At 74.2% G+C, this 20,949-nt stretch carries 20 protein-coding genes; 10 read left to right on the top strand and 10 right to left on the bottom strand.

The genetic code is table 11. The annotated features are described in order from the left end of the window. Position 1: 1 nt before the first annotated feature. The 9 genes from SVTN_RS28840 to SVTN_RS28880 all read right to left on the bottom strand — a co-directional run bounded on the left by SVTN_RS28840 (position 2) and on the right by SVTN_RS28880 (position 8,687). Complete coding sequence (locus SVTN_RS28840; protein ID WP_041131720.1) at positions 2 to 1,504, bottom strand: long-chain-fatty-acid--CoA ligase; 1,503 nt, start codon at positions 1,502 to 1,504, stop codon at positions 2 to 4. Then, positions 1,504 to 2,274, bottom strand: a complete 771-nt coding sequence (locus SVTN_RS28845) for a 4'-phosphopantetheinyl transferase family protein (protein WP_041134335.1) — start codon at positions 2,272 to 2,274, stop codon at positions 1,504 to 1,506. The genes SVTN_RS28840 and SVTN_RS28845 overlap by 1 nt, the downstream gene beginning before the upstream one ends. After that, a complete protein-coding gene (locus SVTN_RS28850) occupies positions 2,271 to 3,191 on the bottom strand; it encodes an alpha/beta hydrolase family protein (protein WP_041131721.1) in 921 nt (306 codons plus the stop codon). Before SVTN_RS28850 ends, SVTN_RS28845 begins: the two co-directional genes overlap by 4 nt. Then, the gene (locus tag SVTN_RS28855) at positions 3,188 to 4,156 is read right to left on the bottom strand and encodes a beta-ketoacyl-ACP synthase III (protein ID WP_041131722.1); all 969 of its coding nucleotides are present in this window, start codon (positions 4,154 to 4,156) and stop codon (positions 3,188 to 3,190) included. The genes SVTN_RS28850 and SVTN_RS28855 overlap by 4 nt, the downstream gene beginning before the upstream one ends. Further along, the gene (gene fabI, locus SVTN_RS28860; protein WP_041134336.1) at positions 4,153 to 5,010 is read right to left on the bottom strand and encodes an enoyl-ACP reductase FabI; all 858 of its coding nucleotides are present in this window, start codon (positions 5,008 to 5,010) and stop codon (positions 4,153 to 4,155) included. Before fabI ends, SVTN_RS28855 begins: the two co-directional genes overlap by 4 nt. Positions 5,011 to 5,081: 71 nt before the next feature. Continuing rightward, positions 5,082 to 6,329, bottom strand: a complete 1,248-nt coding sequence (locus SVTN_RS28865) for a beta-ketoacyl-[acyl-carrier-protein] synthase family protein (RefSeq protein ID WP_041131723.1) — start codon at positions 6,327 to 6,329, stop codon at positions 5,082 to 5,084. Beyond that, entirely contained in the window at positions 6,322 to 6,603 is a 282-nt protein-coding gene (locus SVTN_RS28870; protein WP_052499346.1) for an acyl carrier protein, read from the bottom strand. The genes SVTN_RS28865 and SVTN_RS28870 overlap by 8 nt, the downstream gene beginning before the upstream one ends. Before the next feature lie 71 nt (positions 6,604 to 6,674). After that, entirely contained in the window at positions 6,675 to 7,790 is a 1,116-nt protein-coding gene (locus SVTN_RS28875; RefSeq protein WP_041131724.1) for a radical SAM protein, read from the bottom strand. 177 nt (positions 7,791 to 7,967) lie between these two features. After that, positions 7,968 to 8,687, bottom strand: a complete 720-nt coding sequence (locus tag SVTN_RS28880) for a Phenylacetic acid catabolic protein (protein ID WP_174518295.1) — start codon at positions 8,685 to 8,687, stop codon at positions 7,968 to 7,970. 467 nt (positions 8,688 to 9,154) lie between these two features. Between SVTN_RS28880 and SVTN_RS28885 the strand changes: the two genes are divergently transcribed. The 6 genes from SVTN_RS28885 (at position 9,155) to SVTN_RS28910 (ending at position 14,134) form a co-directional block, all read left to right on the top strand. Continuing rightward, positions 9,155 to 10,381 carry an aminotransferase-like domain-containing protein gene (locus SVTN_RS28885; protein ID WP_174518296.1) on the top strand — a complete coding sequence of 409 codons (1,227 nt, stop codon included), beginning with the start codon at positions 9,155 to 9,157 and terminating at the stop codon, positions 10,379 to 10,381. Beyond that, entirely contained in the window at positions 10,381 to 10,848 is a 468-nt protein-coding gene (locus SVTN_RS28890; RefSeq protein ID WP_041131725.1) for a PaaI family thioesterase, read from the top strand. The genes SVTN_RS28885 and SVTN_RS28890 overlap by 1 nt, the downstream gene beginning before the upstream one ends. Positions 10,849 to 10,933: 85 nt before the next feature. Beyond that, a complete protein-coding gene (locus SVTN_RS28895) occupies positions 10,934 to 11,365 on the top strand; it encodes a cell division protein SepF (protein ID WP_041131726.1) in 432 nt (143 codons plus the stop codon). Between the two features lie 544 nt (positions 11,366 to 11,909). After that, positions 11,910 to 13,115, top strand: a complete 1,206-nt coding sequence (locus SVTN_RS28900; RefSeq protein WP_425429060.1) for an AAA family ATPase — start codon at positions 11,910 to 11,912, stop codon at positions 13,113 to 13,115. Beyond that, positions 13,112 to 13,519: a nucleotide pyrophosphohydrolase gene (locus SVTN_RS28905; RefSeq protein ID WP_041131727.1), complete on the top strand. Its 408-nt coding sequence runs from the start codon at positions 13,112 to 13,114 to the stop codon at positions 13,517 to 13,519. The genes SVTN_RS28900 and SVTN_RS28905 overlap by 4 nt, the downstream gene beginning before the upstream one ends. A 126-nt stretch (positions 13,520 to 13,645) precedes the next feature. Beyond that, positions 13,646 to 14,134 (top strand): DUF6099 family protein, encoded by a 489-nt coding sequence (locus SVTN_RS28910; RefSeq protein ID WP_174518297.1) that lies wholly within the window; start codon positions 13,646 to 13,648, stop codon positions 14,132 to 14,134. Between the two features lie 122 nt (positions 14,135 to 14,256). Here the strand turns inward: SVTN_RS28910 and SVTN_RS28915 are convergent, their stop codons facing one another. Beyond that, a complete protein-coding gene (locus SVTN_RS28915) occupies positions 14,257 to 14,517 on the bottom strand; it encodes a hypothetical protein (protein WP_041131728.1) in 261 nt (86 codons plus the stop codon). A 244-nt stretch (positions 14,518 to 14,761) separates the two neighbouring features. Here SVTN_RS28915 and SVTN_RS28920 point away from each other — a divergent pair, with 244 nt between their 5' ends. From SVTN_RS28920 to SVTN_RS28935, 4 genes are all read left to right on the top strand, one after another. Next, a complete protein-coding gene (locus SVTN_RS28920) occupies positions 14,762 to 15,685 on the top strand; it encodes an LLM class F420-dependent oxidoreductase (protein ID WP_041131729.1) in 924 nt (307 codons plus the stop codon). Positions 15,686 to 15,699: 14 nt separating this feature from the next. Beyond that, positions 15,700 to 16,623, top strand: a complete 924-nt coding sequence (mmuM, locus tag SVTN_RS28925; protein ID WP_041131730.1) for a homocysteine S-methyltransferase — start codon at positions 15,700 to 15,702, stop codon at positions 16,621 to 16,623. Between the two features lie 71 nt (positions 16,624 to 16,694). Next, positions 16,695 to 18,170 (top strand): 3' terminal RNA ribose 2'-O-methyltransferase Hen1, encoded by a 1,476-nt coding sequence (locus SVTN_RS28930; RefSeq protein ID WP_052499347.1) that lies wholly within the window; start codon positions 16,695 to 16,697, stop codon positions 18,168 to 18,170. Then, positions 18,167 to 20,704, top strand: a complete 2,538-nt coding sequence (locus SVTN_RS28935; protein ID WP_041131731.1) for a polynucleotide kinase-phosphatase — start codon at positions 18,167 to 18,169, stop codon at positions 20,702 to 20,704. Before SVTN_RS28930 ends, SVTN_RS28935 begins: the two co-directional genes overlap by 4 nt. The last annotated feature ends 245 nt before the right edge of the window (positions 20,705 to 20,949 follow it).

A 20,949-nucleotide genomic window follows, 5' to 3' on the forward strand; every position in this document is an offset into this window, starting at 1 on the left:
CCTACACCCCTTCCGGCGGGACGATCTCCCGCTTGAGGACCTTCCCCGTCGGGCCCTTCGGCAGGGCGTCCGCGAGCCAGATCCGGCGCGGGTACTTGTACGGGGCGACCCGCTCCCGCACGTGCGCGCGCAGCTCGGCGGGGGAGATCCGGCTGCCGGGCCGCAGGACCACCGCGGCGGCCACCTCCTGCCCGTGCACCGGGTGCGGGACGCCGAGGACGGCGGCCTCCGCCACGCAGGGGTGGAGGTGGAGGACCTCCTCCACCTCCCTCGGGTACACGTTGAACCCGCCCCGGATCACGACGTCCTTGACGCGGTCGACCACCCGGAAGTCGCCCGTCGCGTCCCGGGTGCCGAGGTCGCCGGTGTGCAGCCAGCCGTCCCGTACCGTCTCGGCGGTGGCCTCCGGGCGGCGCCAGTACCCCTTCATGACGTTGTGGCCCCGGATGACGAGCTCGCCGACCTCGCCGTCGGGGACCTCCTTGCCGTCCCGGTCCACCACGCGCATCTCCACGCCCTCGATCGGGATGCCGATCGTGCCGGGGGAGCGCGGCCGGTCGATCCGGTTCACGCAGGCCAGCGGCGACGACTCGGACAGGCCGTACCCTTCGAGGACCGCGCAGCCGAACGCGGACTCGAAACCGTTCAGCACCGCCACCGGGAGCGGCGAGCCGCCGCACAGGCAGACCCGCAGCGAGGACACGTCGTACCGGGCGCGGTCCGGGTCTCGCAGCAGCAGCGCGTACATGGTGGGGACGCCGAGGAAGACCGTCACCCGGTCCCGGGCGACGAGCGCGAGCGCGCCCGCCGGGTCGAAGCGCGACATGAGGGTCAGACAGGCACCCACGGCCACCGCGCAGTCGAGCCCCATCACCTGCCCGAAGGAGTGGAAGAGCGGCAGCCCGCCGAAGACCACGTCCGAGGGACCGAGGCGCAGGACCCGCACGCCCTCGTCGACGTTCCGCCGGATGTTGCGGTGGCTGAGCTCGGCGCCCTTCGGGGCCCCGGTCGTGCCGGAGGTGTAGAGCACGACCGCCGTGTCCTCGGGCGTACGGGAAACGGCCTCCACGCGCGCGTGGCCCGCCAACAGCTCCGTGAACTCCGCCGGTTCGACCGCCAGGTGCGGGGTGCCCGCGAGCCGCGCGCCCTCGGCGGCCTCCTCGCCGTCCCGGTGCCAGGCGAGGAGCAGCGCCGCCTCGGCGTCCGCCAGACAGTGCCGGACCTCGCCCGCGCGCAGCAGCGGATTGAGCGGGACGACGACCGCGCCCGCGCGCAGGATGCCGTAGTAGAGCACGGCGAACAGCGTGCTGTTCGGGAGCATGAGGGCGACCCGGTCGCCGGGCCCGACCCCGCGCGCGTGGAGCAGCGCGGCGGCCCGGTCGGCGAGGTCGTCGAGCACCCCGTACGCCAGCGCGTCGGTGCCGAGCCGCAGCGCGGTCCGGCCGGGGTGCGCGGCCGCGCTCCGGGCGAGGAGTGCGGGAACGGTGCCGTCGTCGACGCTCATCAGAGGTGCTCCTTCGGGGCCGTACGGTGCGGAGGCGGCGATACGGGACGGGGGACGGCGACCGCGGTCAGCAGCAGGCCCCCGCGGACGAGCCAGCGACCGGGCAGCACGCGGGGGAAGGGGTACGGCCCCGCCGGCGACGGGACGCCCGCATCGACCGGGAGCCGCGCCCGGAACCGGCCGGCGGCCCCGGAACCTTCCGCACGCGCGCGTGGGGACGGGTACGGGTACACCTCGGCGTCCTCGAAGCCGAGCCAGGCACCGCCGTACCCGCTCCAGGCCTTGTAGACGGACTCCTTGGCGCTGAACAGCAGCCGGTCCCAGGCGATGTCCGGCCGCAGGGCGGCCAGTTCGCGCAGCCGCGCCTCCTCCGGGCCGAACGCCACCGCCTCACGGACCCCGGAGGGCAGCGGCGCGTGCGGCTCCGCGTCGATGCCGAGGCCGAGGAAACGGGCGGCCGGTGCCACCGCCGCACCCCGGTACCCGGAGCAGTGCGTGATGCTGCCGACCGTGCCCGCGGGCCACGCGGGCGCCCCGCGCCGCCCCCGCAGGAGCGGGGCAGCCGGGACCCCGAGGGCGCCGAGGGCCCGGTGCGCGCAGCGCCGGCCCGCCGCGAACTCGCGCCGCCTGCCGGGCACGGCGCGCGCCATCAGGGCCTCCTCCTCGGCGAAGAGCCACAGGGGGGCGTGCTCGTGGGTCTCTTCGGCCCAGTGCACCCGGCCGGGCAACAGCGCGCCGAGAAGGGACGCCTCCTCGCCTCGCGCGCTCACGCCCGGGCACCCGACGGGGCGGGAGCGGGTCCGGCCGGGACCGGTGGGAACTCCGCCCACACCGCGATCCGTTCGACCAGGCCCCCGTTGTGCCGGATCCAGCGGAAGTGGTCCAGCGACCGGCCGCCGGCGTCCGACGAGCGGTAGCTCCAGCGCTCGACCCGCGCCGAGGGAAGCTTCGCGCACAGGTGGTCCACGGCCCGGGGCGGCGCGAGGGCGTCGCCCTCGACGTCGACGGCGAGCACGGGCAGGCCGACGCCCCGCAGCGCCTCCTCGTAGTCGGCGGCGGCGCCCACGGCCCCGTACCGCCCGGTCCGCATCTGCCGGGCCCAGTCCCGCATCACGCCCACCGACTCGCGCCCGCCGAAGCCGAACCGGTGCCCCGGCCAGTACCCGAGCAGCTCCGCACCGGCCACGCACAGCAGGCTCCGTACGAGCCACCGCCCACCCGGCCGGGGATCCGCCCCCGTACCGAGCGCGCGCCACCACGCCGAACCGCTCGCGACGAGCACGACCCCCGCGAGGCGCGGCCGGAGCAGACCGCAGTGCACCAGACCGAGCTGGCCGCCGAGGCTGTGCCCCAGGAGCAGCCTCGGCGCCTCGGGGAAGGCGCGTTCGACGGCGTCGAGGACCGCGCCGATGTCGTGCTCGACGAGCTCGCGGTAGCCGAAGCGGACCCCGCGCGCCGGGACCGGGGTGCTCTCGCCGTGGCCCCGCAGGTCCGTCGTCACCACGGTCGCGCCCCGCCGGTGCAGCGCCCGTACCAGCGGGGTGTAGTGGCGGGCGGCGGTGCCCATCGCGGGGAGGACGACCACCACCGGGGCGGCGGGCTCGGGGCGGGCGTGGACGCGGACCACGAGCGAGGCGCCGTCGGGGGCGGTCAGCTCGGCGAGTACGGGAAAGGGCGGGGCCTTCATGGTGCCGTCCCCGTGTCCCCGTCCGTCAGGCGCCAGCCGATCACGCCCGCGCCCCAGGTGACGCCCGCGCCGAACGCGGCCACCCCGAGCAGGCCCGTCGGGCCGAGGCGGCCCTCCTGCCAGGCCTGGTGGAGGGCGAGGGGGATGGAGGCGGAGGAGGTGTTGGCGACGCGGTCGACGTTGAGGTAGAGCCGCTCCGGGGGGACGCCGAGCTCCTTGCCCACCGCCCGTACGATGCGCGCGTTGGCCTGGTGGGCGACGAACAGGTCGACGTCGTCGGTGGTCAGCTCCCGCCGCGCGAGGACGTCCCGGGCCGCCTCGCTCATCCTCTCCACGGCCTGGACGAAGATCTCGGGGCCGTCCATCCGGAGCTTCCGGTCGTACCGGTCGGCGTAGAGGAGCGGGATCAGGTCCCCGTCCGAGCCGAGCCGGAACGCGGGTTCGGGAGCGCCGCCCGCGTCCACGTCCGCCACCACCACCGCCCCGGCGCCGTCGCCGAGCAGGACCGCCGTCGAGCGGTCCTCGTGGTCGGTGATACGGGTCAGCGCCTCGGCGCCGCAGACCAGGACGGTGCTCGCCCGGCCGGACTCGACCAGGGCGACGGCGTGGTCCAGGGCGTACACGAATCCGGCGCAGGCCGCGTGCAGATCGAACGCGGCGGCCCGGTCCGCCCCCAGCCGGGCGGCCACCTCCACGGCGAGGCCCGGGGTGGTCCGGTCGGGGGTCGTGGTCGCCACGACGACGTGCCCCACGTCCCGCGCGGTGCGTCCCGCCTGCGCCAGCGCCGTACGGGAGGCGGCGAGCGCGAGGTCGGCGAGGTGCCCGTCCTCCGGCAGGAAGTGGCGCTGCCGGATCCCGGTCCGCTTGACGATCCACTCGTCGGAGGAGCCGATGGCGGCGAAGTGGCTGTTGGACACGGCCCGTTCGGGCAACGCGGAGCCGATGCCGACGATCGCCGCGGTCATGAGCGGTCCTCCTTGCCGGTGCGGGGCGGGGCGCCGATGCCCGGGGGTTCGCCGACGGCGTTCGCCCCCATGCGGACGGCGTGCATCCCGCCGTCCGCGTGCACGATCTCCCCGGTGACGGTGGCCGCCAGGTCCGAGAGCAGGAACAGGACGGGGCCGACGAGCCGGGCCGGATCGGCGCGGCTCCAGCCGAGCGGCGCCTCCTGCTCCCAGCGGTCGGCGATCCGGTCGAAGGTGCTGACGGCCCGCCCGGCCACGGTCTCGACCGGGCCGGCGGCGACGAGGTTGACGCGGATGCCGGAGTGCCCCAGATAGAGCGCGAGGTAGCGGCAGACCGCGCCGAGCGTGGCCTTGCCGACGCCCATCCAGTCGTATCCCGGCCAGGCCCCGGACGAGTCGAAGTCGAGCCCGACGACGCTGCCCCTGGCCGCCCCGGCGCCCCCGCCCTCGCGCAGCAGCGGGGCGAGCGCGGTGGTCAGCGAGTGCAGCGAGAACGCCGCCGTGCGCAGGGCGAGGGTCGCGCTCTCGACGGACGTGGTGAGGAAGTTGCCGCTGAGCGCGGACTGCGGGGCGGCGGCGATCGCGTGCAGGACGCCGTCGACCGCGCCCCAGCGGCGCTCCAGCTCCTTCGTGAGCGCGTCGAGGTCCTCGGGGCGCGTCACGTCGAGCTCCAGGACGTCGGCCGGGAACGGGAGGCCGGAGGCCGCCGCCTCCGTGATCCGCCGGGTCCGCCCGAAGCCCGTGAGCAGGACCTCCGCGCCCGCCTCCTGGAGCGCCCGCGCGGTGTGCCAGGCGATCGAGTCGTCGTTGAGGACGCCGGTCACCAGATAGCGGCGCCCCGAGAAGCCGAGCAGGTCGGGGACGCCGTGGGAGTCACGGATGCCACGGGGGTCGGGGACGCCGTGGGGGTCGCGGGAGGAGCGCATCAGGACCGTCCTTCCACGGCCAGGACCAGGGCCGCGTTGTGTCCGCCGAAACCGAAGGAGGTGGAGAGCCCGAACAGCCGGCCCCCACGCGCGCGCGTGGTGAGCTTGCGCGCCGTACGCACCAGGTCGAGCGGGCCGAGCGCCGGGTCCGGACGGCGCAGCCCCGCCGTCGGGGGCGCGACGCCGTGCCGCAGCGCCTGCAGGGTGGCGACGGCCTCGACCGCGCCCGCCGCCCCGAAGAGGTGCCCGAGGGCGCCCTTGGAGGAGGAGAGGGGCAGCTCGGCGAGGACGTCGGCCCCGAGGGCCTGCCGCAGGGCCTCGCACTCCAGACGGTCGTTGAGGGAGGTGCCGGTCCCGTGGGCGTTCACGTACGCCAGCTCCCCGGGCGCCACCGCGGCCTCCCGCAGCGCGAGCGCGACCGCCCTGCCCGCGGGCCCGCCGGTGGGCTCGGGCGCGGTGACGTGATGGGCGTCGGAGGTCGCCCCGTACCCCCGTACGGCTCCGAGGACCTCGGCCCCGCGCCGGGCGGCGCCCTCCGCCGTCTCCAGGACGAGGATCCCGGCCCCCTCGCCGATCACGAAGCCGTCCCGGTCCCGGTCGAAGGGGCGGGCGGAACCGCTCGGCGAGAGCGCACCGGCGTTGGCGAACGCGGCCGCCACCAGGTCCGAGGAGGCGGCCTCCGCGCCGCCCACGACGACGGCGTCGGCCGCGCCGGAGGCGAGGAGCCGCATGCCCGTGCCGACGGCCTGCGCGCCGCTGCTGCACGCGGACGCGACGCACAGGCTCTCGCCGCGGAAGCCGTGCCGCATGGAGAGGTGTGCGGCGGCCGCGTTGGCCATCATCTGCGGGACCATCAGCGGCGACACGAACTCGGCGCCCTCCCTGCCGTACACCTCCCGCTGCGCCTCGAACGAGCTCGTACCGCCGAGGCCGCAGCCGATGACGCAGGCGACGCGCTCGGGCCGCCAGGGCGACGGCGCGCCGTCCCGCTTCCCGGCCTGCGTCAGGGCCTCGTCGGCCGCCACCAGGGCCAGCTGGGTGAACCGGTCGGTCCGGCGCACCAGGTTGCGCGGCAGGTGGTCGGTCGCGGTGAAGTCCGCGGGCCGGACCGCCGGATGGGGGCCGGGGGCCGCCACGTCCCCGGCGACGGCGCGCTCGTGGAGCAGGCCGGCGCCGACGCCGAGCGGGGTGACCGCGCCGAAGCCGGTGACGACGACCGCCCGGCCGCCCTTCTCCGGATCACTCAACTCCGGCCTTCTCGTAGCAGAGTTCGAGGATCTGGCCGACGGTGTCGATGCCGTCGAAGTCCTTCGTGCGGACCGGCACGCCGAGGTCCCGCTTGACGGACTGCGCGAGCTCGACCATGTCGAGCGAGTCGATCTCCAGGTCGTCGAGCGCGGCCCCGGGCCGGACGTCGGCGGCGTCGACGCCGAGCTCGACGAGGGCGTCGGTGATGAACTGCTCGATGGTGGCGCGGTCCAGCGTCTCGGACGCCTCGGACGCCTCGGATGTCTCGGACATGACTCTCCCGTGCGGTGTGGGGACCAGAGCGGCGATCAGAGCCGCGATCAGGGCTGCGATCAGGGCTGCGATCAGGGGGTGGTGAGCTTCGAGGCGTGGTACGGGGACCAGTGCCACTGGCGCCAGTAGCTCTCCGCGATGCCCACCCACTCCTCCAGGCGCGCGGCGCTGTCCAGGAAGCGGGAGGCGCTGACCACCAGCCAGCTGTAGACGGCCTGGCTGTCGCGGCAGCCGCCGCACTCCCCGGACGTGCAGCAGAACTGCAGCGACTCGTAGTCGGCGCCCCAGGCGGCGAAGCCCGGGATCACCGGGTTGCCGTTGGCGACCCGCTCCTCGTGGGCGGGGTGGTCGACGCTGAGGCTCGGGCACACGTCGTACCCGAAGCGCGCCCCCCAGTGCGAGGTGCCGGTGATGAGGCTGCGGATGAAGTACGGGTGGCTGACCACGGCCTCCGGGTACGCCTCCTTGACCCGCAGGGCCTCCTCGAGGACGCGCCGCTCGTTCTCGATCCGCAGCGGGTTGTCGGTGCCGTGCTCGCTGTAGAAGTTGAAGGTGACGATGTTGCCGTTCTCGGCGATCTTGCGCACGGTCGGTTCGAGGTACGGCAACCCGTCCTCGGAGAGCGCGAAGATGAACAGGACCCGCGGATCGTCCTTGTAGTGCGAGAGCGCCGTGTCGAACAGGCCGGTGAACTTGGAGCCGTTGACCCGGATGGCCCGCAGGTCGTCGTCGAGCGGCCCGCCGCCGAAGATGCTGACGGCGACGGCGATGTGCTCGAAGCCCTGCACGGGCATCGGCCGCAGGCCGTTGGTCGAGATCGTGATGTACGGCAGCTCCTCGACGAAGGCCTCCACCCGGCGCAGCACCAGGGTCGGCTCGCCGCCGATCAGGGTGGCCTGGTTGACGCCCTCGTCCCGCAGCCGGCGGGCGAAGGCGCGGATCTTGTCGACGTCGGACAGCTCGCGCACGGCGGTGTCGAAGCCGCCCTCGAAGTACCAGCAGCCCTTGCAGCGGATGTTGCAGGTGTTGGTGAGGTGGACCTCGCACGAGCGCACCTCCCGGCCGAGACGGCGCAGCCGGTGCAGGCGCTCGGCGAGATCGGGGCGTTCGGCCAGGAGGGCGGCGGTGCGCTCCTTCGCCTCGCGGCGGCCGAGCGGACGCGGGGTGATGGTCAGGGGGGTGGCCATGGGGGTGCGGACTCCTCGGTGGGCCGGGCTGGGCGTACGGACTCCTCGGTGGGCCGGGCTTGGGGTGCTGAGGGGCTACTTGGGGAACCAGGGGCTCGGGGCCCGGGGGCTGCTCGGGGAGCCAGGGGGCTCGGGGCCTGGGGCTACTCGGGAGCCAGGGGGCTCGGGGGCCGGGGGCTACTCGGGGACCTTCAGGCCGAGACTCTCGATCCGCGGGGTGACCTTCGCCCGCCAGATGTCGCGCGCCTCTCCGTTGGTGGTCTGCCGGAGCCCGAAGCGGACCGCGAGCTTCGACCTCTCCGAACGCGCGCTCCCGAAGATCCGGTTGAACCCCGGCCACAATCGGTCGAGCCCCTGCTGGAGTTCCTCGCGGCCTTCCTCGGTACGGGCGAGATTCCGGCACACGCGCGCGCCGTGCGCGATGTGGACCTTCTCGTCGAGAATGATCGTGCGCACCGCCTCGGCCCACGGCTTGTAACTGCTCTGCGCGAATTCGGAGATCATCACCATCGCGGTCTCCTCGCCGATGTACGAGAAGATTCCGCGCTCGGCCCAGGTGGTGCAGGTGTGGAACTCGTGGCCGGCGAAGAGATCGCGGTCGACGAGCCGCTGCTGCTCCATGTAGCCGGTGTCCACGCCGATGTCGGCCAGGATCCTTTTGCCGATCTTGTAGTGGTCGTACTCCTCGACGGCGCGCTCGGCGCAGACCTGCCGTTCCTCGGCGTTCGGCGCGAGCGGCAGGAACACCTGGATGTAGTCGTCGGCGCCGGACAGTTCGCCCTCGGTGTTGACGATCATTCCCCGGACGGCGATCTCGCGGTAGTCCTCGGGCATGGCGAGGAATTCCTCGGGGGTGCGGACGACGACGACCTCGTCGACGGGAACGGAAGATGCCATGGTGATCCACTCGCCTCGCTCGTTCGACTACGACCCGAAAGACCGCTGACAACGCGGTGTTCATCGCTGTGTTCATCGCTGTGTGCGTCGCTGTGGTGGAGCGGTCGAACGCTATCCAGGGCTCACTCGTCCATCAATGAGACCAAGGACCGGAATGGCCGATTTCCCTGAGTCGCGCACGGCGCACGGAGAACCGGATCCCGTACGGGCTGCGGCGCGTCGGACAGCGCACGGAAAGATCACCGGGCCGCCCGTTCCCGGAGGCGACCAGCGGGAAAGGCCGGAGGAGGGGAATCCTCCGAATTCGGTGCGCACGGCCGAAATTCCACGGCCCGCAGTGTGGCCGGATCACGCCCCGATCGGACCGGAATTCGCCCCGCGAGCGGTCCCGAACTGTGTCAACTCGGCCACGCCCGGCGGGAATCGAACGACCTGGACACCGTCTTGAATCTCTATATGCTGGCGCCATGCTTTCTGCCGCCTCCGCGCCCGCGAACGCCACCCCCGCCACCCCCTCCGTGCCCGCGCCGGCCACCGCCTCCCGGCTGGCCAACGTCGGTTCGTCGCCGGTACGGGAGATCCTGGCGCTCACGGCGCGGCCCGAGGTGATCTCGTTCGCCGGAGGCCTGCCCGCCCCCGAACTGTTCGACATCGAAGGGATCCGGGCGGCGTACGACCGGGTCCTGACGGAGAACCCGCAGGCGGCCCTCCAGTACTCGACGACCGAGGGCGACCCGGAGCTGCGCGCCGCCATCGCCGCCCGCCTCACCGCGCGCGCACTGCCCACCGACGCCGACGACCTGCTGATCACCACCGGCTCGCAGCAGGCGCTCACGCTCCTCACCACCGCCCTCGTCGAACCGGGCAGCGTGGTCCTGGTCGAGGACCCCTGCTACCTCGCCGCCCTGCAGACCTTCGGCTTCGCCGGCGCCCGCGTCGTCCCCGTGCCCACCGACGACCAGGGGCTCGTCCCGGAAGCCCTGGAGGAGATCGCGGTCCGCGAGAAGGCCACCCTCCTCTACATCGTCCCCACCTTCCAGAACCCCACGGGCCGCACCCTCCCCGCCGAGCGCCGCCACGCCGTCGCCGAGGCCGCCGCGCGGCACGGGTTCTGGATCGTCGAGGACGACCCGTACGGCGAACTGCGCTACGACGGCGAGCGCGTCCCCTCCATCGCCGCCGACCCCGTGGCCGCCGACCGCACCGTCCTGCTCGGCTCCTTCTCCAAGGTGATGGCCCCCGGCCTCCGGCTCGGCTTCCTGCGCGCCCCCGCCGGGCTGCGTCGCGCCTGCGTGATCGCCAAGCAGGCTGCCGACCTGCACACCTCGACCATCGACCAGGCCGCGGCCGCCCGTTACCTCCGCGACAGCGACCTCGACGCGCACGTCGCGGTGATGCGCGCCGCCTACCAGGAGCGGCGGGACGCGATGCTCGAAGGCCTGCCGGGCGCCCTGCCCGAAGGCAGCCGGTGGAACAGGCCGGAGGGCGGCATGTTCATCTGGGTGACCCTCCCCGCCGGCCACGACGCGACGGCCCTCCTGAAGACCGCCGTCGGCCACGAGGTGGCGTACGTGCCGGGGGCGCCGTTCTTCTGCGGCGAGCCGGACCCGGGCGCGATGCGGCTCTCGTTCACGACGCACTCGGCCGAAGAGATCGGGGAAGGCCTCCGCCGGCTGGCGAAGAGCTTCGTCTGATGACGGGCGCGAGGACGTCGGCCTCGGCTTCTGCTTCCGCCACGCTGTCGCCGGACGAGCTGAACGCGCTCGTCCAGCGGCAGTTCCCGGACTACGCGGCCTGCCGCGTCACCGACGCGAGCGGGACGGACCTGCTCATGGAGGCGGACGGGGCCCGGCTCCGCACCCGCCCCGGCGGCACGATCTCCGGCCCCGAACAGGCCGGGCTCGTCGACCTCGCCGCCTTCCTCCTGATCAACGCCCGGCTGGGGCGGTCCACCCCGATGGCGCTCACCACCTCGCTCCAGATCAGCTACCTCAACCGCCCCCGGCCCGGACTGCTCCGTACCCACGCGCGCATGGCCAAGTTCGGCCGGCGCCTCTGCGTGGTCCTCGCCGAACTCCGGGACGAGGCGGGCGATCTGGCGGCCTCCGCCACCGTCACGTACTCCGTCCCGCCGGCGGGCGCGGGTCAGGGGACCGGCTGACCTCGGGCGGCTCGCCGACCGCTCCCCGGGCCATCACCTCGTGTCGTTGTTGGGCCGAACGGGTGAGGAGCGGGAGGATGGGGCCATGAGTAGGTACGAGAGGTACGACGTCACCGACGAGCAGTGGGAGGGCCTCGCCCAGGTCCTGCCCCTGCGCGGCCGTGACGAATGGCCGTCCAGGGTCGACCACCGCACGATCCCCGAGCAGTACGAATCCGCCGAGCAGCGCCGCATGGTCGTGCTCCGCGTGCAGGTCTTCGCCGACGCCCGCGAGGTCGCCGAGTACCTGATCGCCCAGATCCCGGTGCTCCTCGATCTGACGAGCGCCGACACCGAGGTCGCCAAGCGGATCCTCGACTTCAGCAGCGGTGTCGTCTTCGGCCTCGGCAGCGGGATGCACCGTGTCGACCGAAACGTTTTCCTGCTGGCCCCGGCCGGCACGGAGGTCGAGGGCGCGGAGGGCGAGGGCGAGGAGGACGTCGTGGGCGGCCGGACCGCCGGCGTCCCCCGATCGTAGGAAGGTCATCTCGCCGTAACGGTTCGTCAGGGAATGATCTGCGTACGGTCCGGGCATGGACCTCACCGGCGGCTCCACGCTCGCCCGCACGTCAGACGCCCGCCCCTCCGACGTCGTTCCTTCCTCGACCCGCTCTTCCACTGTCGCGCCTGCTTCTGATGCCGGTGCTTCCGAAGCCTGTGCTTCCGACGCTCGTGGCTCTGATGCCCGCGCTTCCGAGGCTCGTGCTTCCGAAGTCTGCGCTTCCGAAGTCTGCGCTTCCGAAGCTCGTGGCTCTGATGCCCGCGCTTCCGAGGCTCGCGCTTCAGATGCCCGCGCTTCCGAAGCCCGTGCGTCCGACGCTCGTGTGCCCGATGCTCGTGGCGCCGAGGCCTCCGCGTCCGGTGCCCGCGCTTCCGGTGCGCGTGCGTTCGATGCCCGTGCCGTCGGCGCCCCGGCTTCCGGCACCCGCGCTTCAGGGCCCGGATCCACCGGGGGCCGTCCCGCCGGGGACCCTCCCATCGGGTCCCGTCCCGCCGGATCCCGCTCCGTCGGGTCCCGCTCCATCGGGTCCCGCGCCTCCGTCCCCGAGGCGCGGGGCCCGGTCGCGGCGGAGGGCCGGGGCGGGCCGCTGTCCGCCCGGCCGGCGCCCTGCGCCCGGCCCGCGGTCACCGAGCTGCGGCTCTCCGCCTTCGCCGGTCACCGTTCCGCCGTGCACGCCCTCGGACCGGTCACCCTCTTCGCCGGGCCGAGCGGCAGCGGCAAGTCCACCACCCTGCGGGCGTACGAGGCGCTGGCCCGGCTCGGCGCGGGCGAAGCGCTCCACGAGGTGTTCCCCGACGCCGCCGACTGCGTCCCCGAGCGCGCCCGGCCCGACGCCCAGGGCAGGCGCGGCTTCCGGCTCGGATGCACGGTCGACGGACCCGAGGGCCCCGTCAGCCTGGACCTCGCCGTGCAGGCCGAGCCCCGGCTCAGGATCGTCGGCGAGCGGCTCACCGGCCGGGGCCGCACCCTGCTCGCCACCGCGCTCCGCGACCCCGGCCGCAGCACCGTCCAGGCCGAGTGGCACACGGCCGGCGCCACCCCCGTCACCCGGGCCCCGCTCCCCGACGACCTGCTCGGCACGGCCCTGCTGCCGCTGCGGGTCGCGGGCAAGACCCAGGGGCAGCGGGAGGTCCTGGCCGCCGCCGAGCAGGTCGTCATCGGGCTGCGGTCCGCCTTCGCCTGCGACCCCCGGCCCGAGCGGATGCGGGACCCCGTGCCGCCCGGCGAGGGGCGGCTGCGGCGCGGCTGCGGCAACCTCGCCGAGGTCCTGCACCGCACCCACACGGACTGCCCGCGCCGCCACCACCGCCTCGCCGCCGTCGCCGGAGCGGGCTGCGCGGGACCCGTCACCGGGCTCGGCGTGCAGGAACTCCCGGAGGGCACCGTCCGCGCGGTCCTCGAACGGGGCGGCCGGCCCGTGACGCCGCTCGGCCGCCTCGGCGACGGCGAACTCCGCTATCTGGCGCTCGCGCTCACCCTGCTCACGGGCCCCGGAGTCCTGGAGATGGACCGGATCGCCGAGGTGCCGGACGCGATGCAGGGCCTGACGCTGCTCGCCGACGGCCTGGACCGGGGACTCGACGGGAGGCAGGTGGGCGAACTGCTGCGGCTCGCGACGGACATCGCCGCCGACGGCCACATCCGGGTGGCGGGCACGGTCGGCGAACGGGCGGCGGGGGAAGCGCGCCGGACGCCCGGGGTGACGGTGGTAGACCTGAGGGGGTGACGGAGAACAACGACGTGGCGGGGCTGCAGCGCAGGCTGGCCGATTTCGCGGCGGCCCGCGACTGGCAGCCCTACCACACGCCCAAGAACCTGGCGGCGGCCCTCAGCGTGGAGGCGGCCGAACTCCTGGAGATCTTCCAGTGGCTGACGCCGGAGCAGGCGGAGCGGGTGATGGACGACCCGGAGTCGGCGCACCGGGTCGCCGACGAGGTCGCGGACGTGCTCGCCTACCTCCTCCAGTTCTGCCAGGTGCTCGGGGTCGATCCGCTGGCGGCGCTCGCGGCCAAGATCGACCGGAACGAGGTCCGATTTCCCGTACGGAGGCGGGGCGGAGGGGGTGGGGGCGGAGGCGCGAACGGAGGCACGAACGGGGCTACGGACGGAGATCGTCACTCTTCGGAGTGATCGACTTTTCCCCGTCAGGCTTCCTGTCCACAGATTTCCGAATTCCTCTGGTGTCGAGGCTCAGGCGGCCTCACTCTGGGTAGTGGAGTGAGTGGGCAGTAAGTCGTACGAACGGGGGCGGCGTTGATGGAAGCGGAGCGACTCATCGCGCTCGGCCGGCACGCACTGGCGGAGAGCGGGACGGCACAGGACATCGTGGCGGAGGCCTGGCAGGCCCAGGCGCTCGCCCAGGCGATAGGGAGTCACCTCGCGCTCTGCGGACCGATGGAGCTGCGGGGCGAGGCGCGGGGGCTGAGCGAGATCGGGGAGTACCCGACCTGGGGCGCGGGCGGACCGCGCGCGGCCCAGCTGACCGAAGTCGCGGACCCGTGGGGGGCGTTGACCGCGCTGGGGGAGCTTCTCGGGGAGGTGGGGATCGCGCTCGTGGGCGTGGCCTGCGCCACCGACGAGGAGGGGCTGTACTGGCAGTGCATCGAGGCCATCGACGCCGCCGACGAGTCGAGCGACCGGGTGCGCGGGATGCTGCGGCGCCTCGCCGTGCGCGACGGGGAGCGGGCCCGCCCGCCCGACCCCGCCCGAGGCCGAGCGGGCCCGGGACGGGGCCCGTCGTGGTAGGGATGCGCGGGGAGGCGACGGCCCTGCTCGGGGCGGTGCCGACCGGGGCGATGCCGGTCGGGTCGTTGCCGGTGGAGGCACTGCCGGCAGGGGCGGTGCCGGCCGTGGTCCTGTTGCTCGGGTCAGTGCTGGTCGGGGCCCTGGCGCTGGGCGTCGTGGTGCTCGGGGCGGGGGTCCTGCTGGGGCTCGGGTTCCTGGGCGTGGCGGTCGGACGTGGACTGGAGGTCGGCGTCCAGCTGGGAGAGGTCGGCGGAGAGCGCCGCCATCAGCTCCTCCATCTGCTGGAGCAGGCCCTTGGGGGCGCCGGCGCCCTTCTGCTCGGGCACGGACTGCGGCACCGGCTGTTCGGGCACGGCCCGCTCCGGCGCGGCTTCCTGGGACATGGCGGCCTCCTCGGCCCGGGCCCCGCCGCCGAGGACGGGGCCGTGAGAGAGACGCACCGGCAGCGGCCGCCGGCGCGCGGGCCGGGCGGTCCGGCTCCGCCCGAGCCAACGACAGTGCCGGGCCCCGGTCACTGGCCAGGGCGGACGCGGCCCGCCAGGGGGCCGGATATTCACCCGACCGAGCCGGTGCGGACGGGGAGCTGACGGCGATGTTGACAGGCACTCGACGGTGCAGGATGGAGGCATGGATCTTCGCATCTTCACGGAACCCCAGCAGGGGGCCGACTACGACACCCTCCTCACGGTGGCCCGGGCCACCGAGGAGCTCGGATTCGACGCCTTCTTCCGCTCTGATCATTACGTCAGGATGGGGAGCGGGGACGGGCTGCCCGGACCGACGGACGCCTGGATCACCCTGGCCGGCCTGGCCCGGGAGACGAAGCAGATCCGGCTCGGCACGCTGATGACGGCCGGCACCTTCCGGCTCCCCGGGGTCCTCGCCATCCAGGTGGCCCAGGTGGACCGGATGTCCGGCGGCCGGGTCGAACTGGGTCTGGGAGCAGGCTGGTTCGAGGAGGAGCACAAGGCCTACGGCATCCCCTTCCCGAAGGAGAGGTTCGGCCGCCTCGAAGAGCAGCTGGCGATCGTCACCGGCCTGTGGGAGACCGAGGTCGGGAAGACCTTCAGCTTCCACGGGGAGCACTACCAGCTGACCGACTCGCCCGCGCTGCCCAAGCCGGCCCAGTCCAGGGTCCCGGTGCTGATCGGCGGGCACGGCGCTAGCCGTACGCCGCGGCTCGCCGCGCGGTACGCGGACGAGTTCAACATCCCGTTCGCGTCCGTCGAGGACAGCGAGCGGCAGTTCGGCCGGGTCAGGGCAGCCGCCGAGGCGGCCGGGCGGCCGGCCGGCGACCTGGTGTACTCGAACGCGCTGGTGGTCTGTGTCGGCAAGGACGACGCCGAGGTGGCCCGCCGGGCCGCCGCCATCGGCCGGGACGTCGACGAGCTCAAGGCGAACGGGCTCGCGGGCTCGCCCGCGGAGGTCGTCGACAAGCTCGGACGGTACGCGGCGATCGGCTCCTCCCGGGTCTACCTCCAGGTCCTGGACCTGGAGGACCTGGACCACCTGGAGCTGATCTCCGCCCGGGTCCAGTCGCAGCTGGGATGAGCGGGGGCGATCCGATGAGACCGGTCACCACGCTCGCCGAAGCCCTCGGGGCGGGGGTCCTCGTCCTCGACGGCGGGCTGTCCAACCAGCTGGAGGCGCAGGGCTGCGACCTCTCGGACGCGCTCTGGTCCGCGCGGCTCCTCGCCGACGGGCCCGAGCAGATCGAGGCGGCCCACACGGCATACGTGCGGGCCGGGGCGCGGGTGCTGATCACCTCCAGCTACCAGGCCACCTTCGAGGGCTTCGCCCGGCGAGGCACGGGCCGGGAGGAGGCGGCGCGGCTGCTCGCCCGGAGCGTGGAGCTCGCCCGGACGGCGGCGGAGGGAGCGGGGGAGGAGGTGTGGGTCGCCGCGTCCGTCGGACCGTACGGGGCGATGCTCGCGGACGGCAGTGAGTACCGGGGACGGTACGGGCTGTCCGTGGGCGCGCTCGAGCGGTTCCACCGGCCCCGGATCGAGGTGCTCGCCGGGGCGGCGCCGGACGTCCTCGCCCTGGAGACCGTCCCGGACGCGGAGGAGGCCGAGGCGCTGCTGCGGGCGGCCGAGGGGTGCGGGGTGCCGGTGTGGCTCTCGTACACCGTCGAGGGCGGGCGGACCCGGGCCGGGCAGGACCTGGCGGAGGCCTTCGCGGTCGCCGCGGGGAACGAGCAGGTCGTGGCGGTCGGGGTGAACTGCTGCGACCCGGCCGAGGCGGGGGACGCGGTGGAGCTCGCCGTGGCCGTGACCGGGAAGCCGGCCGTGGTCTACCCGAACAGCGGGGAGCGGTGGGACGCCCGGGCGCGGGGCTGGCAGGGGGACATGGCCTTCGACCCGGCGTGGGCCGTCGGCTGGGCGGAAGCGGGTGCCCGGCTCGTCGGCGGCTGCTGCCGCGTCGGCCCGGCCACCATCGGCGCGCTCGCCGACACCCTGGCGACGGAAGGAGGAGACAGCACCGGCTGAGGCCGCGCCCCGGCCCCGGCGGCACGGAAAATGCCTGGTGGGGAGGGGAGGGGCGAACCATACTCGAAGGTGTGTTCCTGACGATCAGTACGACCGGCAACCCGGAGCGACCCGCGACCGATCTCGGCTTCCTGCTGCACAAGCATCCCGAGCGGGCGCAGGCGTTCTCGACCTCGCACGGCACGGCGCACGTCCTCTACCCCGAGGCGAGCGCCGAGCGGTGCACCGCGGCACTCCTCCTGGAGGTGGACCCCGTGGCGCTGGTGCGCCGCGGCAAGGGCAAGGGCCGGGGCGGCGCCCCGGACTCGGCGCTCGCGCAGTACGTGAACGACCGGCCCTACGCGGCGTCCTCGCTGCTCGCGGTCGCGCTCGCCAAGGTCTTCAAGACCGCGCTGCACGGCGAGTGCAAGGCGATGCCCGAGCGGGCCGCCGCGCCGCTGCCGCTGCGCGTCGAGGTCCCCGCGCTCCCCGCCCGGGGCGGCGCGGAGCTGGTGCGGGCGCTGTTCGGGCCGCTGGGCTGGGACACGGTGGACGCCGAACCGGTGGCCCTGGACGGGGAGTTCCCCGAGTGGGGCGACTCGCGGTACGTGCGTCTGGTCCTGGAGGGCGAGCTGCGGCTCGCGGACGCCCTCAACCACCTGTACGTCCTGCTGCCCGTGCTCGACGACGCCAAGCACTACTGGGTCGCGCCCGACGAGGTCGACAAGCTGCTGCGCGCCGGTGACGGCTGGCTGGCCGGCCACCCCGAGCGGAAGCTGATCACCGCCCGCTACCTCTCGCGCCGCTGGAGCCTGGCCCGTGAGGCGACGGAGCGGCTCGAACTGGTCAGGCTCGCCGAGGCCGAGGGCCTGGACGTCGAGGACGTCGACAACGCCGTCGACGAGACCACCGACACGGAGGAGCGTCCGGTGCCGCTCGCCGAGCAGCGGCGGGAGGCGATCCTCGCCGCGCTGCACGGCGCCGGGGCGGCTCGCGTGCTCGACCTCGGCTGCGGGCAGGGGCAGTTGGTGCAGGCCCTGCTCAAGGACCCGCGCTTCACCGAGATCGTCGGTGTCGACGTGTCCGCGCGGGCCCTGGGCATCGCCGCGCGCCGGCTGCGCCTCGACAGGATGGGGGAGCGGCAGGCCGCCCGCGTGAAGCTGACGCAGGGCTCCCTCGCGTACACCGACAAGCGGCTGGCCGGGTACGACGCGGTCGTGCTCAGCGAGGTCATCGAGCACCTGGACCTGCCGAGGCTGCCGGCCCTGGAGTTCGCGGTGTTCGGCTCGGCCCGGCCCCGTACGGTCGTCGTGACCACGCCGAACGTCGAGTACAACGTGCGCTGGGAGTCGCTCCCGGCCGGGCACGTCCGGCACGGCGACCACCGCTTCGAATGGACCCGCGAGGAGTTCCGGGCCTGGGCGGCCGGCGTCGCCGGGCAGTACGGGTATGGGGTCGAGTTCGCCCCCGTGGGACCGGACGACCCGGAGGTCGGGCCGCCGACCCAGATGGCCGTCTTCAGCCGTACCGAGAGCCGTACCGACACCGAGAAGGAGGGACCGCGATGACCACCGAGACCCGTACCCTGCCCGTCACCGATCTGTCCCTCGTGGTGCTCGTCGGTGCCACCGGTTCCGGCAAGTCCACCTTCGCCCGGCGCCACTTCAAGCCGACCGAGGTCGTCTCCTCCGACTTCTGCCGGGGGCTCGTCGCCGACGACGAGAACGACCAGTCCGCGAGCCGGGACGCCTTCGACGTCCTGCACTACATCGCGGGCAAGCGCCTGGCGGCGGGCCGGCTGACGGTCGTCGACGCCACCAACGTGCAGCAGGAGGCCCGGCGCCAGCTCGTCCAGCTGGCCAGGACCCACGACGTGCTGCCGATCGCGATCGTCCTCGACCTGCCCGAGGAGGTGTGCCGCACCCGGAACGCCGCCCGGCCCGACCGGGCGGACATGCCCGCGCACGTCATCCAGCGCCACCGGCGGGAGCTGCGCCGTTCGCTGCGCGGTCTGGAGCGCGAGGGCTTCCGCAAGGTGCACGTGCTGCGCTCCGTGGCGGAGGTCGAGGCCGCCGAGGTCGTCCTGGAGCGCCGCTTCAACGATCTGCGGCACCTCACCGGTCCCTTCGACGTCATCGGCGACATCCACGGCTGCCGTTCCGAGCTGGAGACCCTGCTCGCGAAGCTCGGCTACGTCGACGGGCACCACCCCGAGGGGCGGACGGCCGTCTTCGTCGGCGACCTCGTCGACCGGGGCCCCGACTCGCCGGGCGTCCTGCGCCGGGTCATGGGAATGGTCGCCGCGGGCGACGCCCTGTGCGTCCCCGGCAACCACGAGAACAAGCTCGGCCGGTGGCTCAAGGGCCGGAAGGTGCAGGAGACGCACGGACTTGCCGAGACCATCGAGCAGTTGGGGCGCGAGAGCGAGGAGTTCCGGGCGGAGGTGGCGGAGTTCATCGACGGTCTCGTGAGCCACTACGTGCTCGACGGCGGAAACCTCGTCGTCTGCCACGCCGGTCTGCCGGAGAAGTACCACGGCCGGACCTCCGGGCGGGTCCGCTCGCACGCGCTGTACGGGGACACGACGGGCGAGACCGACGAGTTCGGGCTGCCGGTGCGCTACCCGTGGGCGGAGGAGTACCGGGGCCGGGCCACCGTCGTGTACGGGCACACGCCCGTGCCGACCACCTCCTGGATCAACAACACCATCTGCCTCGACACCGGGGCCGTCTTCGGCGGGAAGATGACCGCGCTGCGCTGGCCGGAGCGCGAACTCGTCGACGTACCGGCCGAGCGCGTCTGGTACGAGCCGGCGCGGCCGCTCGCCACCGAGGCGCCCGGCGGGCACCAGGGGCGCCCCCTGGACCTGGCCGACGTGCACGGGCGGCGGACCGTGGAGACCCGCCACGGCGGGAACGTCGCCGTGCGCGAGGAGAACGCGGCGGCGGCCCTGGAGGTCATGAGCCGGTTCGCCGTCGACCCGCGACTGCTCGCCTACCTGCCGCCGACGATGGCGCCGACCGCCACCTCGAAGGAGGAGGGCTACCTGGAGCACCCGGCCGAGGCCTTCGCCCAGTACCGGGCGGACGGCGTCGAGAAGGTCGTGTGCGAGGAGAAGCACATGGGCTCCCGGGCCGTGGCCCTGGTCTGCCGCGACGAGGAGGCGGCCCGCGAGCGCTTCGGCGTCACCGGGGTGACCGGTGCGCTGCACACCCGTACCGGACGGCCCTTCTTCGACGACAGGGACGTCACCGAGGAGGTCCTCGGCCGGCTGCGGACCGCGATCGGCGCCGCCGGGCTCTGGGACGAGCTCGACACCGACTGGCTGCTGCTCGACGGCGAGCTGATGCCGTGGTCGCTCAAGTCGGCCGGGCTGCTCCGCGCGCAGTACGCGGCGGTCGGCGCCGCCTCCGGCGCCGTCTTCCCGGGCGCGGTCGCCGCCCTGGAACAGGCGGTGGCGCGCGGGGTCGAGGGGGTCGACGGGCTGCTCGCGAAGCAGCGCGAACGGGCGGCGGACGCGGAGGCCTTCACCGAGGCGTACCGCAGGTACTGCTGGCCGACCGAGGGCCTCGACGGCGTGCGGTTCGCGCCCTTCCAGCTGCTCGCGGCGCGCGGGCGCTCGCTCGCGGCCGTGCCGCACGACGAGCAGCTCGCCTGGCTCGACCGGCTCGTCGAGCACGACCCGACCGGGCTGCTCCAGGTCACCCGCCGGCTCGTCGTCGACACCGGCGACGAGGCCTCGGTCCGCGCGGGCACCGACTGGTGGCTGGAGCTGACCGCGGCGGGCGGCGAGGGCATGGTCGTCAAACCGCTGGCGGCGCTGGTGCGGGACGCGAACGGCCGCCTCGGGCAGCCGGGCGTGAAGGTGCGCGGCCGGGAGTACCTGCGGATCATCTACGGTCCGGAGTACACCCGCCCGGAGAACCTGGAGCGGCTGCGGCAGCGCTTCCTCGGTCACAAGCGTTCGCTCGCGCTGCGCGAGTACGCGCTCGGCCTGGAGGCCCTCGACCGCCTCGCCGCGGGCGAACCGCTCTGGCGCGTCCACGAGGCCGTCTTCGCGGTCCTCGCCCTGGAGTCGGAACCGGTCGACCCGAGACTCTGAGGGGGCGTTCGTCGGTTTGTGGGCAGGCGTTCGTCGGTTTGTGGGCAGGCGTTCCGCAAGGGCAAGGGGGTCCCCCCTGCTCGAGCGAAGCCGAGAGCTTGGGGGAGGGTGGGCACAAACCGACCACCGGCCTGCAGACGGGCACGGTCCTCGGGGGCACCAGGCAGCCCCGGAGCCTAGGCGGTCGCGTCGAAGGCACGATTCCGGCGGGCTTCCACGGGGGGCGCAGGGGCGCCGACGGCGGC

This window comes from Streptomyces vietnamensis (genome assembly GCF_000830005.1).
Lineage (GTDB): Bacteria > Actinomycetota > Actinomycetes > Streptomycetales > Streptomycetaceae > Streptomyces > Streptomyces vietnamensis.

Coding starts and splice junctions, on each gene's coding strand:
- SVTN_RS28910 (WP_174518297.1), top strand. CDS start 13,646: ATGGAAGCGGAGCGACTCATCGCGCTCGGCCGGCACGCACTGGCGGAG.
- SVTN_RS28875 (WP_041131724.1), bottom strand. CDS start 7,790: ATGGCCACCCCCCTGACCATCACCCCGCGTCCGCTCGGCCGCCGCGAG.
- SVTN_RS28850 (WP_041131721.1), bottom strand. CDS start 3,191: ATGAAGGCCCCGCCCTTTCCCGTACTCGCCGAGCTGACCGCCCCCGAC.
- SVTN_RS28840 (WP_041131720.1), bottom strand. CDS start 1,504: ATGAGCGTCGACGACGGCACCGTTCCCGCACTCCTCGCCCGGAGCGCG.
- SVTN_RS28915 (WP_041131728.1), bottom strand. CDS start 14,517: ATGTCCCAGGAAGCCGCGCCGGAGCGGGCCGTGCCCGAACAGCCGGTG.
- SVTN_RS28870 (WP_052499346.1), bottom strand. CDS start 6,603: ATGTCCGAGACATCCGAGGCGTCCGAGGCGTCCGAGACGCTGGACCGC.
- SVTN_RS28855 (WP_041131722.1), bottom strand. CDS start 4,156: ATGACCGCGGCGATCGTCGGCATCGGCTCCGCGTTGCCCGAACGGGCC.
- mmuM (WP_041131730.1), top strand. CDS start 15,700: ATGAGACCGGTCACCACGCTCGCCGAAGCCCTCGGGGCGGGGGTCCTC.
- SVTN_RS28895 (WP_041131726.1), top strand. CDS start 10,934: ATGAGTAGGTACGAGAGGTACGACGTCACCGACGAGCAGTGGGAGGGC.
- SVTN_RS28890 (WP_041131725.1), top strand. CDS start 10,381: ATGACGGGCGCGAGGACGTCGGCCTCGGCTTCTGCTTCCGCCACGCTG.
- SVTN_RS28885 (WP_174518296.1), top strand. CDS start 9,155: ATGCTTTCTGCCGCCTCCGCGCCCGCGAACGCCACCCCCGCCACCCCC.
- SVTN_RS28935 (WP_041131731.1), top strand. CDS start 18,167: ATGACCACCGAGACCCGTACCCTGCCCGTCACCGATCTGTCCCTCGTG.
- SVTN_RS28880 (WP_174518295.1), bottom strand. CDS start 8,687: ATGGCATCTTCCGTTCCCGTCGACGAGGTCGTCGTCGTCCGCACCCCC.
- SVTN_RS28920 (WP_041131729.1), top strand. CDS start 14,762: ATGGATCTTCGCATCTTCACGGAACCCCAGCAGGGGGCCGACTACGAC.